The organism is Variovorax paradoxus, assembly GCF_009498455.1.
GTDB lineage: Bacteria > Pseudomonadota > Gammaproteobacteria > Burkholderiales > Burkholderiaceae_C > Variovorax > Variovorax paradoxus_H.
Genome location: NZ_CP045644.1, coordinates 6,107,571 through 6,120,052 on the forward strand (window position 1 = coordinate 6,107,571; position 12,482 = coordinate 6,120,052).

A 12,482-nucleotide genomic window follows, 5' to 3' on the forward strand; every position below is an offset into this window, starting at 1 on the left:
CAGTCAATCGCCCTGGCGGTAGTGAGTCCCCGGCCGCGATGCCGAATCGATGATGTCCCGCCACGACTTTCCCGCGCTTCGCAGTTGCGCGATCGACGGGCCCAGCGTGTTGCCGTAGCGGCTGTGCGATCTGGCTTCGAGGGCCTGCAGTTCGGCGGAAGGCGTCAGCGTGCGGTAGTGCAGCTTGAGGTCGTCCCGCTGCGCGAAGATCCAGCGCGCCACCTGTTCTTCATCCACACCATCGGCCAGCATCCGCGCGGCAGCGGGCCCGAGCGCGGCGACGGCTGCTTCGTAGGTCTTGCGTACGTTGGGGTCTGCCATGCGGACTCTGGGATGGATGTGAGGAGCGATTCGACCCATTGTGCATACGACGCGCACGCTACAGTGGCAGTCTCCTCATCCCTTTTCGTGCCTGCCCGGAGCCCGACGATGCGCTACCTCTTCAATGTGTTCGGCCACACCCTGCGCGTCGAAATGCTTGATGCCCGCTGGCGCGGCCACTGGGTCGGCGCGGATGGCAAACTGGGCCCCGCCCAGCTCGCGATTCCACCCGACGTGGCGCCGGCCGACCTCGCGCAATACCTCTACGACATCTATCACGAGAACGCGACGCCGACGAACGGCGATGTCTTCGAGATCGTCGCGAAGTGAGCCCGGCGTTGCTATCGCTGCGTCGTCACCTTCGATGACGCGCGAAACGCCAGCCAGGCCACACCGCCAAACGCCAGCACGAACACAAGCAGCGGCCACACCTCTCTCGCCCTGAAGCCCTCGTTCACGAGGTTGGCCAGCAAAGTCCACGGCACCAGCGGAAACGCGAGCAGCACCACCACCGCAGGCACATGCGCGTGCGACGGGAAAAGAACCAGCGCAAGACCTGCCGCCAGGAAGCTCGCCACCAGGTATGCGAGCAGGAGCTTGAAGACCACTTTCATGCGGCGATTCTGACCGCCCTTCTCGCCCGGTCGGGGTGACAGATGACATGGCAATCTGCTACACCTCGCGGTACTCGTCCACGCCCTGTGCGCAAGGAGATTCGACCGATGGCCCCAGCCAAGAAGCGCGTCGCCGCGAAGAAGCAATCGCCCGCTGATACGAAAGTCCCCAAGATGCCGCACGGAGTGCTGACGCCGGCGCTGTCGTCGGGCAACGTGCGGCTTCATGTGACCGGGCAGATCAAGCTGCTCAACAGCTGGGTCGACCTTCCGCCCGAGATGGCCGCGGCCATGGTGGCGCAATCGGCACAGGCCGACGCTCCCGCCGCAGGCCATCTGCCGGGCGAAGCCTCCCCCGCCCTCACCGCCGCGCTTGCCGGCACCGCCGACGCGCTGTGCACGCGGCTCTCGCCGGTGTCGACCTTCGGGCTCGCACAACTGCAGCGCCTGCCGATGGACGTGGAAACCTCGATGGACCCGCGCCTGCAGCTGGCGGTGATGAACCGCCGCGCAGGCAAGCAGAGCATGCCGATCTCGTCCGCCGACGGCGACTCGGTGCCGGTCGTGGCGCGCGTGACCAGCCATGCCGAGTGGGCGGACATTCCCGACGTCGACGCGGGCTCCGACATCGGCACCGCGGACGACGGCACGGTGCTGGTCACGGGCCGCATTCCGCTCGGCAAGGCAGAAGCCATTCGCCAGCATCCGGCCGTGCTCAGCATGAAGGCCTCGCAGCCCGTGCTGCCGGCCTTGAACAACACGATTGCCTCGATGGGCGTGCAGGCCGACAACCCCGCGCTCGCCGGCACGGCCGGCGGCAGCGGCGTGGTGATCGGCGTGGTCGATTCAGGCGGTGACTTCGCGCACCAGAACTTCGTCAAGGCCAACGGCAAGACGCGCCTGCTGGCACTGTGGCAGCAAGGCGCGCCGGCCAAGGCCAACAGCCCCTACGGCTACGGCCGGCTCTTCGAGGCGGCGGACATCGACAAGGCGCTGAAGAAGGCCGACCCGTACAAGGCGCTCGGCTACGACCCCGGCGCGGGCAGCCCGGGCAGCCCTGGCTCGCACGGCACGCACGTCATGGACATTGCCGGCGGCAACGGCCGGGGGTCGCTGCAACCCGGCGTGGCACCCAAGGCCGACTTGATCTTCGTCGAGATGTCGGCCCGCGACATCGCGTGGACCGGGCACAACGCCGTGTTCAGCTCCTTCGGCGATTCGGTGCAGATGCTCGAAGCGGTGAAGTTCATCTTCGACCGGGCCGGCGACAAGCCCTGCGTCGTCAACCTGAGCCTGGGCACGAACGGCGGCCCGCACGACGGCACCTCGCTGGTCGAGCAGGGCTTCGACGCGCTCGTGTCGCAAAAGCCCAACCGCGCGATCGTTTTGGCGGCCGGCAATTCGCAGGAAGACGACACGCACACGGCGGGCACCGTGCCCGGCAACGGGCACCTCGATGTGTCGTGGACCCTGGTCAACGGCAGGGGCGGCGAGTTCGAGCTCTGGTACGGCGGCAGCCATCGCCTGCGCGCCGAACTGCTGGGGCCCGACAACGAGGTGCTGGCGAGCGTGGCGCCGGGCGAAAACTTTCCGCTCGGCGCGGGCAACGGCGAGATCGCCGCGTTTCTCAGCAGCCGCATCACCGACCCGAACAACAAGGACAACGTGATCGGCATCTGGCTCGCCCCCAACTGGCCCGACGGCGCGTTCAAGGTGCGGCTGCACGCCCTGGCCGCCGACGACGTGCCGTTCCATGCCTGGCTCGAGCGCCTGGACATCGGCCAGTCGTACTTCGGCAACCCCGTGAAGTCGCACCTGCTGGGCTCGTTGTCGACGGGCAAGCTGTCGATCGTGGTCGGCGCGTACGACGCACGCAAGACGGGCGAGCCCGCCGCCAGCTTCTCGAGCGCGGGCCCGACGCGCGACGGCCGGCCCAAGCCCGAGGTCAGCGCACCCGGCGTGCAGGTGAAGGCCGCGCAGTCGCGCACGAAGGACGGCATGGTGAAGAAGTCGGGCACCAGCATGGCGGCGCCGGCGGTGACCGGGCTGGTGGCGCTGATGCTGGCCAAGGCCCACAAAGCGGGAAAGAAGCTGACCATTGCCGACATCCGCGCCAGGCTGAAGGCGGGCGTCAAGCCCGGCACGGGGCCGGCCGGCTGGGACCCGCAGCGCGGCGATGGCCGCGCCGGCAGCGGCGCGATCTGACGATTCAGCCATGGCCCCCACTCCCGGTGCGGTTGTGCCGAACCTGAACGGGGGGTGTAATCTGTGTTCCGGCCCCCATCTGCCCTCTCATGACCATCGATCTGCGTTCGCTCAAGAAGCTCGACTTTTCGGCCGCCCCCGCGCCGGTGTCGGGCGAGCGCGTCGTCGTGCTGGTCAAGCTGTGCGAGGGCGCCGAGCGCCCGGACTACATCGCCGCGCGCGCCGACATCTCGCCCGGCCTGTTCTCGGCGGAGATTCCGCTCGACAAGCTCCAGCAGCTCGAAGCCGACCCGGCCGTCGAATCGGTCGAGCTCTCGCGCCGCCTGCCCAACATCTCCTGACACGCGGCCCAACCGGGCCGCTCCCTTCGCGCGTGCCGTGCCGGCAGGCGCCCGCACACGCGTGCACGACAACCCCTCCCAAGGAACATCCATGAGAGTGCTCGACGATGCCGCGCGCGCGGCGGTCCGTTCGGTGATCGCGGCCCATCAGGCAGAGCTGACCGGTTTGCCCGGCTACGTGGCGGCGGAGCCGGGCTTTCCGTTGGTCGATGGCCGGTTCCTGCGCGAGCCTGCCGTGATCGTGCTGGTCGACCGCAAGCGCCCTTTGTCGGAGGTGCCCGTGGCCGAGCGCGCACCCCGGCAGCTGGGCCCGTACCGCGTCTGCGTGATGCAGGCCGACCCCGAGCGGCAACTTGCCGCCAGCGCAGACTTCGAGGACACGGTCAACGCGCTCGCCGAAACGGCTGTCAATCTCGTCTACAAGCCGCCCGCAGGCAAGCCCATCGACAAGCCCTACAACGTGAAGCAGCCCTTCCTGTGCCACGTCGGCCCCGACGCCGGGTGGCCCGTGCTGCGGCCCTTTCTCGAGGGCACCACGCGCTCGCTCTCGGTGGCGATGTACGACTTCAACGCCGACCACATCGCGCAGGTCTTCATCGACCTCGTGCGCGACGGCGGCATTCAAGCCTCGCTGAGCTGGGATGACGGCATGACGAAAGAAGAACAGGTCATCCGCAAGAAGCTGCGCACACTGCAACAGGAGGCCGACCTGACGGCCTGGCTCGTGCAGTGCGGCAAGGGCCGCCGCTTCGCCAGCGCGTACCACGAGAAGGTGGCGGTGCGCGACGGCAAGGCCTTCTGGCTCTCCAGCGGCAACTGGAGCAAACGCAGCCAGCCCGACATCGACCCCGTGGCCACGCCCGCGCAGGCCAAGGGCATGTTCAGCAAGGGCAACCGCGAGTGGCATGTGATCTGCAACGACGCCGTGCTTTCGAAGGTCTTCGAGAAGTACATCCGGCACGACCTCGCCGCGTCCGCGAAGGAAGAAGCCGACGGTGCGGCCGATGCGGCGCTGGACGTAGCGCAAAAACTCACGCTGCCCGATCTGTTCGTTCCGCTCGACCACCTGCTGGAACAGGCCGTGGCCTTCGCCGGGCCTGTCGTGCCGGTCGAACCGGCACGGCTGCCGTCGGTGAAAACCACGGTCAAGGTCCAGCCCGTGCTCACGCCGGACAACTACCTGCCGCACATCAACGCGCTCATCGACAGCGCGCAGACCTCGCTGTACCTGCAGCTCGCCTACATGACCTGGAGCGATGCGGACAAGGACGCCGACTTTCGAGCGCTGCTGCACAAGATCGCTCAGCGCAGCACCGAGCCTGACCTCGACCTGCGCATCATCCTGGGCAGCACCAGCGCGGCCGAGAACATCCGCAAGCTGGTCGAGGCGGGCTGCAACCAGGAGGTGTTCCGCGTCCAGGGCAGCATCCACAACAAGGGAATCATCGTGGACGGCCAGACGGTGCTCGTGAGCAGCACCAACTGGTCGGGCGACGGCGTGCTGCGCAACCGCGACGCCGGCCTGATCATCCACAACGAGGACGTGGCGCAGTACTACCAGCAGGTCTTTCTCGACGACTGGGACTCGCGCGCCAGAAGCCGCGTCGACGACGACCCGCCGGTGACGCTGGCCTCAGCCGATGCGCCCACGCCGCCGGGCATGGTGCGGATGTCGTGGGGGGACTATCACGGTTGAGGCGGCAAGGCGCCCGGCATGGCCTCGATGAAATCCACCGAGTGCAGCACCCGCCGCAGCTCCGGATCGTCCGAGGCCTGCCACGCCGGCAGCTGCGCCAGGAAGTGCGCAATGAAACGCGCCGCCGCGTGCGACGGCGCCTCCTGCGCGCGGCGCACGATGCCCACGACGTTGCTGTGGAAGCGCTCGCGCAGTTGCAGCGTCACGAGCGCGTGGCGCAGGCTGTCGGTTTCCACCAGCGGCCAGGGGCAGAAGGTGAGCATGTCGGTCTTGCGCACAAGGCCCAGCATCATCGAGGGCGAGTGGGCCAGCTGGATGCGCTGCACGGGCGCGGCCAGGCCGTGCTGGCGGAACAGGTTGTCGAGAAAGCTCGCGCCCTCGCCCGGCGTGAAGTTGAGCACCCAGTCGTCCTGCAGCAGCTCGGCCATCGACTGCGCGTCGGCCCGCGGATGGCCGCGGCGCGCCACCACCGTCATGTCGTAGCGAAACAGCGGCTGCGCCTGCAGCCCCTGCATGGCCTCGTCAGGGCCGATGCGGCCGATCAGCAGGTCGAGGCTGCCTTCGCGCAGCCGCGCATAGCTGAGCGCCGACAGGCCGTCGAACATCTCGAGCTGCACATGCGGCAGCTCTGCGCGGAACAGCGACACCACGCGCGGCAGCAGGGTCTGCGTGACCCAGGGCGTGATGGCCACGGTCAGGCGCTGCTGCGCGCCGGTGTCGCGGTGGCGTGAGAGCGTGTCTTCCGCCTGGCGCAGTTGCGCGAGCACGCGCTGGGCATGCTCCAGCAGTTCCTGGCCGGCCGGCGTGAACGCGATGCCGCCGCCGTGGCGCGTGAACAGCGCGACCTGCGCATGCGCCTCCAGCTCGCGCAGGCCCTGCGTGACCGTGGCCTGGGTGACGCCCAGCGCCCGCGCGGCGGCGCGGATGCTGCCCTCGGAGGCGACGGCGGCGAGATAGCGGAGCTGGTGCAGCTTCATGGCGGTCGATTATCCGCAGCCCTCCGCAGCGACAGGCGCAGCCCGCCTCCGCATGGCGGCGCCTGTCTGTCGCCGCAGGCACGCAGTTCCTAGACTCGCCGCAAGACAGCAACAAGACAGATTCCCCATGACGACCTACACCGTCGACAACGCCGCCGCCCTCGAGAACGTGCTGCCCGCCGTGCGCGAGGTCGCGCCCGAAATGGTCGGCCTGCGCCACCAGATCCACGCCCACCCCGAGCTGGCCTACGAAGAGCACGTGACCAGCGAGCTGGTGGCCACGCGCCTGGCCGAATGGGGCTACGAGGTGCACCGCGGCCTGGCCGGCACCGGCGTGGTCGGCACGCTGAAGTGCGGCACCGGCACGCGCCGCCTGGGCCTGCGCGCCGACATGGACGCGCTGCCGATTCAAGAGGCGACCGGCCTCCCCTACGCCAGCCAGGTGCCGGGCAAGATGCACGCCTGCGGCCACGACGGCCACACGAGCATCCTGCTGGCCGCCGCGCGCGTCATCGCGCAGGAGCGCAGCTTCGACGGCACCCTGCACCTGATCTTCCAGCCGGCAGAGGAAGGCCTGGGCGGCGGGCGCCGCATGGTCGAGGAAGGCCTGTTCGACCGCTTTCCCTGCGACGCCATCTTTGCGCTGCACAACATGCCCGGCTTTCCAGCGGGCAAGTTCGGCTTCAAGGAAGGCTCGTTCATGGCCTCGTCCGATTCGGTCACGATCACGGTGAACGGCCGTGGCGGGCACGGCTCGGCGCCGCACCTGTCGGCCGACCCGGTGGTGGCTGCGGCGCACATCGTCGTGGCGCTGCAGACCATCGTGTCGCGCAACGTCGACCCGCGCGAGATGGCGGTGGTGTCGGTGGGCGCGATCCACGGCGGCGACGCGCCCAACGTGATTGCCGACAGCGTGCAGATGCGCCTCACGGTGCGCGCCTACCGCCCGGAGATCCGCGCCATGCTGCGCGAGCGCATCACCGAGCTGGCGCAGGCGCAGGCCGCCACGCTCGGCGTGAAGGCCGAGGTGGACTACCACTGGCGCTACCCCGCGCTGGTCAACGACGAAGCATCCACGCGCTTCGCACGGCAGGTCGCGCTCGACTGGCTGGGCGACGACGGCCTGCTGCCGCCGCTGGCGCCGCTCACGGGCAGCGAAGACTTCTCATTCATGCTGGAGCGCTGCCCGGGCAGTTACCTGATCGTGGGCAACGGCGAAGGCGAGCACCACCGCACCGGCGGCTGCATGGTCCACAACCCCGGCTACGACTTCAACGACGCGATCCTGCCGATCGCGGCCAGCTACTGGGTGCAGCTGGTGCGGCGCTTCCTGAGCGCGAACGCCTGAGCAGGCCTTCTCTTTTTCCACTTTCCCGTACTGGAACCGCGATGACCCGTCTTCCTTCCTCCGTTTCGCGCCGCGTGGCCTTGAATGCGCTCGGCGCCGCCGCCCTCTGCGCCGCCGCACCCGCGTTCGCGCAGGGTGCCTACCCGGCCAAGCCGGTCAAGCTGCTGGTCGGCTACGCGCCGGGCGGCTCGGTCGACATGGCCGCGCGCGTGGCGGCGGACATTCTGTCGGCCAGGCTCGGCGCGACCGTGGTGGTCGAGAACGTGACCGGCGCCGCAGGCGTGGTCGCGGCGCAGCGCGCGGTGAGCAGTGCGGCCGACGGCTACACGCTGCTGGTCGGCTCCAGCAACGAGATGGCGGCCACCGTGATGGTGAACCCGGCGCAGCGCTACGACCCGGTGAAAGACCTGACCCCGGTCAGCCTGCTCGCCGCCGCGCCCGTGCTGCTGGTGGCGGGGCCGAAGGTGGGCGTGAAGAACCTCGACGAGTTCATCGCGCTGGCCAAGCGCAACCCCGGCAAGTACAGCTACGGCAGCTCGGGCGTGGGCTCGACGCTGCACTTCGTGGGCGAGCAGATCAAGCAGCGCGCGGGCCTGTTCCTCACGCACATTCCCTACCGCGGCACCGCGCCGCTCACGAGCGACCTGGTCGGCGGCACGCTGGACTTCGCGATCGTGTCGCCCACTGCCGCGGCGCCCTTCCTCCAGGGCGGGCGGATCGTGCCGCTGGGTGTTTCGTCGGCCAAGCGCTTTCCCGGTTTGCCGCAGGTGCCGGCGCTCGGCGAGCATCCGCAGCTCAAAGGCTATGAGTTGAGCGGCTGGTTCGCGCTCGCGGGCCCGAAGGACCTGCCCGCGCCCGTCGTGCAAAGCCTGCGCGCAGCGCTGCAGGCCGGCCTGGCCGACCCGGCGATCCGCCGCCGGCTGGAAGAAGGCGGCTCCATTCCCGCCACGGGCAAGGAAGACCTCGGGCAGATCATGCGCGAGGACACGGCGAAGTACGCGACGCTGGTGAAGTTCGCGAACATGCGCGACTGACCTCCGGCTGTTTCAGCGCGCGGGTTCGCCGCCCTGCCGCTCCTCCACCCACCACTTCGATTCCACGGCATTCATCGCACGCGCATTGGCGATCATCTCGTCGATCTGCGCGCGCGTGGCCGGCGAATCGACCATCCAGGCGGTCTGCACGGCATGCGCGGGACCGCCGGCGGCGAGCCGGTACTCCAGACAAAAACGAACCTCATTGCTCATCGGTGATCGAACCCTCTCTCTGCCACCGATTCTGTCCGAATCAAGTGAAACAGAACGCTTCTTCGATGCGTCGCAGCCACAGGAAGCGATGGCGTTTTGAGGCCATTCGTTCACAATGATTGCACCGTTGTTGCAGCGGAAAGGAGTGTGAAATCATGTTCGACTTCTTGTTTCGGCCCACCCACACGGCCTATTTGAAACGTGCCTCGGCGCTGCTCGAAGAGGCCCAGATGGCGCGCATCGAACACCAGGCTGCCGCAGAGCATCACAGCGCCCTCGCCCGCATGTACGCGGAACGTGCACGGCGGCTCGAGAACGAGCTGTACCGGCAACCGCGCGCCGCGGAGCACGGAACCGAAGCGGTCGCGGTGGCGGTGGAAGACCGCCCGCAGCTGTATTCGCTGGATGGCAGCCGCAAGGCGACGACGCATCCGGCCGGCAGCTGACGCCGGCCCGCGCTGCGATCGCTTCGACGTCGCGTCCGGCGACAAGGGCGCGGCTGCGCCGGCGCGGTGATGTAATCCGGCTGTCCGGTCATCACCGCGAGAACCTCATGCGCCTCATTGCTGCCCCGCTGCTCGCCGCCTGCGCGGCCCTGGTCTTCTCCCCTGCCCACGGTCAGGCTGCCGCGCCTTACGACGGCCCGCTGTTCGACACCCACCTGCACTACAACCAGGAAGCCTGGGACGGCACCACCGGCCCGTTCCCGCCCACCGAGGCGCTCGCGCGCATGCAGCGCAACCAGGTGAAGGCGATCATCGCGAACTCGCGTCCCAACGCCGGCACGCAGACCCTGGCCGCCGCGCGCGAGACACGCGCCGCCGGCGTCACCGTGGTGCCCTTCGTGCGCCTGTACCGCAACCGCGACGACTACAGCAACTGGTTCCGCGACGAGACCATCTACGAGATGGTGCAGACCGAACTGGCACGCGGCACGGCCAGCGGCCCCTACCGCGGCATCGGCGAATTCCACCTGTACGAGAGCGCCAACGCCAACGGCCCGGTGGCGAAGAAACTGATCGCGCTGGCCGAAGAGAAAAAGCTCGCCGTGCTCGCGCACGTGGACGATGTGGCCGTCGACCTGCTGATGGCGAACGCGCCGTCGAAGGGCCGATCGCTGCGCCTCGTCTGGGCCCACACCGGCATCGGCGGCACGCCGGTCGAGCGCGTGCAGGCCATGCTGGAGCGCTACCCGCTGCTGATGGGCGAACTCTCGTACCGCCCGGGCCTGACCTGCGAAGGCGGGCGCCTGTGCCCCGAATGGCGCGCGCTGATCCTCAAGTACCCGGAGCGCTTCATGGTCGGCTCCGACACCTGGGTCAACCAGCGCTGGAGCGCCTACGACGAGATCATGCGCGGCTACCGCACCTGGCTCGGCGACCTGCCGCCCGCCGTGGCGCAGCGCATCGCCTGGGGCAATGCGGCGGCGCTGTTCGACATGCGCTGAGGCGGACCGGCGCAGGATTTCTCAGGCTTCTTGATTGCGCAGCGCGACCACCTCGCGCAGCCGCTGGTGCGCGGCACCGTCCCACGCCACGGGCTGCTGGTTCTTCGCGCACAGGTAGTGATGCGTGAACACGCCCAGGTACGCGTCCAGCGTCTGCTGCGCCGCGTGCTCGCCTGCGAGGTCCATGCACATCGCGGCCACCTCGCTGGTGCAGAAATGGTCGTCGCGGCCCGAGTTGCGCAGCTTGTACTGCGTGATCTGCTCCGGCTGCAGGCTCAGCACCGGCAGCCCGTCGAGATACGGGCTGCGGCGAAACATCTTGCGTGCCTCGCCCCAGGTGGCGTCGAACAGGATGAACAGCGGGCGTTTCGCGGCGCCGCCATCGGCCCCATCTGGCGACGAAGGCACGACGCCCAGCACCACGCGCTCGGGCGCCGCGTACTGCCCCGGGAACACCACGTAGGGCTGCCATTGCGGGTCATTCAGCAACGCCAGCAGCGCGGGATCGGTCTCGGTGCGGGCCCAGCCGAAGGCGAAGGTGTCGGCCACCACATCGGCCACCAGCCACCCCGTGTTGGTCGGCTTGAGCGGCTCGATGTCGGCCATGAGCAGGCACACGCCCGCGCGCGTGGCCACCGGAGGGCGCACGGCGCACATGCAATGGCTGGGCACCAGGCGGCAGCCCGCACAGCGCTCGCGCTTGAAACCGCCACGGGCGAGAAAAGGCTTCGCGCTGCGCGCGAGGCGGGCGGCGCGAAGGAGGGAGACGGCATGAGGCATGCGGCGATTCTCGGTGGACCGCATGCGCAGCTGAATCGCTAGACCAGCCGCAGGTCCTTCACCGCCGCCCCGCCGAACACCTTCGCCACCTGCGCCGGCGACAGCCCGTACATGCGCTGGAACAGCCCGCCCAGCACCGCCCGGTACTCGTTGAGCACCGGGTAGTCGCGGTTCTGGAACAGCGTGGCCTGCGTCAGCGGCTGCTGTTCGCCCACGACACGCCCGCCCGCCTGCGCAGCCAGGCCGCCGCCGAGCACCCAGTACACGGTGCCGTGACCGTGGTCGGTGCCGCGGTTGCCGTTCTCGCGGAAAGTGCGGCCGAACTCGCTGACCACGACCACCACGGTCTGGCGCCAGGCGGTGTCGCCCATCTCCTGCGCGAAGCCGGCCACGCCGCGGCCGAGTTCTTCAAAACGGTTGGCCAGGTAGCCCTTGGCTGCGCCCTGCCCCACATGGGTGTCCCAGCCGCCGACGTCGACGAAGCCGATGTCGAAGCGATCGCGCATCAACAGCGCCATGCGGCGCGCGACCTGTTCGAAGCCCTTGGGGCTCATGGCGTTGCGGCTGGCGGCCTGCATCTCGGCCTGCATGGCACGCACCACCTCGTCGCGCAGCTGGAAGCCCTCGGCCACGGGCTGTGCGAGCGCGGTGTTGCGGTACATCGACGCAATGATCTGGCTCTGCCGCGCATCAACGCCCGGCCGCGCGACGCCCGCGAGCGCCATGTTGGCGGCCTTGGCATCGTCGCCGCGCAGCACGATGGGCAGCTGGTCGGTGAAGGCGATGGGCGACACGTCGGCCAGCGGGCCGGCGCCGAGCACGCCGGCCAGCCGGTTGAGAAAGCCCGAGCGGTAGTCGCGCTGCGCGCTGTCGGGCGCCACGCCGAGCTCGATGGCGTCCTGCGTCTCGAAGTGGCTGCGCGTGAGGTCGTCGGTGCCGGCGAAGGCGATGAAAGACGCCTGCTTCTGCTGGAACAGCGGCAGCACGCTCTGCGCGAGCGCGGGGTGCAGGCCCCAGTCGGCATCGAGCGGCAGCGCGCCATCGGCCGCGCCGGGGCGGGAATGGCGATGTTGGGGCGGGAGGCGTAGTAGAAGTCGGCGTTGCCGGTGGGCACCAGCAGGCTGGTGCAGTCGTAGGCGCCGCGCAGGAACACGACGAGCAGCTTGGTGCCCTGGGCGGCGGGCGCAGCGGCCACGCGTGCGGCGGCGCCGGCAAAGGCGCGGCGGCGATGAGTTGCAGCAGGTGTCGGCGTTGCATCAAAGTTGTCCTTTCTTCTTGCCTTGCGCCTTCCCCTCTGGGGAAGGTTGGGATGGGGCTCGACGGCGCTGGCATTCATCGCTGTGCTTCAGCGAGCGCCGCGTGCCCCCACCCTGCCCTCCCCAGCGGGGAGGGAGAAAACCAAATGCCTTGCTCCTTCCCCTTCCGGGGAAGGTTGGGATGGGGGGTCGGCGGCGCTGGCATTCATCGCTGTGCTTCATCGAACGCCGCTGGCCCCCACCCCTGCCC

The 12,482-nt window shown here is 69.1% G+C and carries 13 protein-coding genes and 1 pseudogene; 8 read left to right on the forward strand and 6 right to left on the reverse strand.

All coding sequences use genetic code 11. The annotated features are described in order from the left end of the window. Window positions 1-3: 3 nt before the first annotated feature. Window positions 4-321, reverse strand: a complete 318-nt coding sequence (locus tag GFK26_RS28185) for a hemagglutinin (RefSeq protein WP_153284872.1) — start codon at window positions 319-321, stop codon at window positions 4-6. A gap of 108 nt (window positions 322-429) precedes the next feature. Between GFK26_RS28185 and GFK26_RS28190 the strand changes: the two genes are divergently transcribed. Continuing rightward, window positions 430-651: a hypothetical protein gene (locus tag GFK26_RS28190; RefSeq protein ID WP_153284873.1), complete on the forward strand. Its 222-nt coding sequence runs from the start codon at window positions 430-432 to the stop codon at window positions 649-651. Between the two features lie 11 nt (window positions 652-662). Here GFK26_RS28190 and GFK26_RS28195 read toward each other — a convergent pair whose 3' ends face one another. Further along, window positions 663-935, reverse strand: coding sequence for a hypothetical protein (locus GFK26_RS28195; protein WP_153284874.1), 273 nt, complete (start codon window positions 933-935; stop codon window positions 663-665). A 108-nt stretch (window positions 936-1,043) separates the two neighbouring features. Here GFK26_RS28195 and GFK26_RS28200 point away from each other — a divergent pair, with 108 nt between their 5' ends. The 3 genes from GFK26_RS28200 to GFK26_RS28210 all read left to right on the forward strand — a co-directional run bounded on the left by GFK26_RS28200 (window position 1,044) and on the right by GFK26_RS28210 (window position 5,177). Beyond that, window positions 1,044-3,140 (forward strand): S8 family serine peptidase, encoded by a 2,097-nt coding sequence (locus GFK26_RS28200; RefSeq protein WP_194273972.1) that lies wholly within the window; start codon window positions 1,044-1,046, stop codon window positions 3,138-3,140. An 89-nt stretch (window positions 3,141-3,229) separates the two neighbouring features. Then, on the forward strand, window positions 3,230-3,481 hold the full coding sequence (locus GFK26_RS28205; protein WP_139703887.1) for a hypothetical protein: 252 nt from the start codon (window positions 3,230-3,232) through the stop codon (window positions 3,479-3,481). 91 nt (window positions 3,482-3,572) lie between these two features. Next, the gene (locus tag GFK26_RS28210; RefSeq protein ID WP_153284876.1) at window positions 3,573-5,177 is read left to right on the forward strand and encodes a phospholipase D-like domain-containing protein; all 1,605 of its coding nucleotides are present in this window, start codon (window positions 3,573-3,575) and stop codon (window positions 5,175-5,177) included. Here GFK26_RS28210 and GFK26_RS28215 read toward each other — a convergent pair. Continuing rightward, the gene (locus GFK26_RS28215) at window positions 5,168-6,154 is read right to left on the reverse strand and encodes a LysR family transcriptional regulator (protein ID WP_153284877.1); all 987 of its coding nucleotides are present in this window, start codon (window positions 6,152-6,154) and stop codon (window positions 5,168-5,170) included. The two genes, GFK26_RS28210 and GFK26_RS28215, sit on opposite strands and share 10 nt — an antisense overlap. Window positions 6,155-6,281: 127 nt before the next feature. Between GFK26_RS28215 and GFK26_RS28220 the strand changes: the two genes are divergently transcribed. After that, complete coding sequence (locus tag GFK26_RS28220) at window positions 6,282-7,502, forward strand: M20 aminoacylase family protein (protein ID WP_153284878.1); 1,221 nt, start codon at window positions 6,282-6,284, stop codon at window positions 7,500-7,502. Window positions 7,503-7,543: 41 nt separating this feature from the next. After that, complete coding sequence (locus GFK26_RS28225; protein ID WP_153284879.1) at window positions 7,544-8,536, forward strand: Bug family tripartite tricarboxylate transporter substrate binding protein; 993 nt, start codon at window positions 7,544-7,546, stop codon at window positions 8,534-8,536. 12 nt (window positions 8,537-8,548) lie between these two features. Here GFK26_RS28225 and GFK26_RS28230 read toward each other — a convergent pair whose 3' ends face one another. Next, complete coding sequence (locus GFK26_RS28230) at window positions 8,549-8,749, reverse strand: hypothetical protein (RefSeq protein ID WP_153284880.1); 201 nt, start codon at window positions 8,747-8,749, stop codon at window positions 8,549-8,551. Between the two features lie 155 nt (window positions 8,750-8,904). On the opposite strand from GFK26_RS28230, the gene GFK26_RS28235 reads away from it, so the two are divergent. Both GFK26_RS28235 and GFK26_RS28240 read left to right on the forward strand, forming a co-directional pair. Next, on the forward strand, window positions 8,905-9,195 hold the full coding sequence (locus GFK26_RS28235) for a hypothetical protein (protein WP_062474377.1): 291 nt from the start codon (window positions 8,905-8,907) through the stop codon (window positions 9,193-9,195). A 107-nt stretch (window positions 9,196-9,302) separates the two neighbouring features. Next, window positions 9,303-10,196, forward strand: a complete 894-nt coding sequence (locus GFK26_RS28240) for an amidohydrolase family protein (RefSeq protein WP_153284881.1) — start codon at window positions 9,303-9,305, stop codon at window positions 10,194-10,196. A 21-nt stretch (window positions 10,197-10,217) separates the two neighbouring features. Here the strand turns inward: GFK26_RS28240 and GFK26_RS28245 are convergent, their stop codons facing one another. Beyond that, window positions 10,218-10,976: a tRNA-uridine aminocarboxypropyltransferase gene (locus GFK26_RS28245; protein ID WP_153284882.1), complete on the reverse strand. Its 759-nt coding sequence runs from the start codon at window positions 10,974-10,976 to the stop codon at window positions 10,218-10,220. Between the two features lie 38 nt (window positions 10,977-11,014). Beyond that, a pseudogene (locus GFK26_RS28250) lies at window positions 11,015-12,233 on the reverse strand (DUF1501 domain-containing protein). Between the last annotated feature and the right edge of the window lie 249 nt (window positions 12,234-12,482).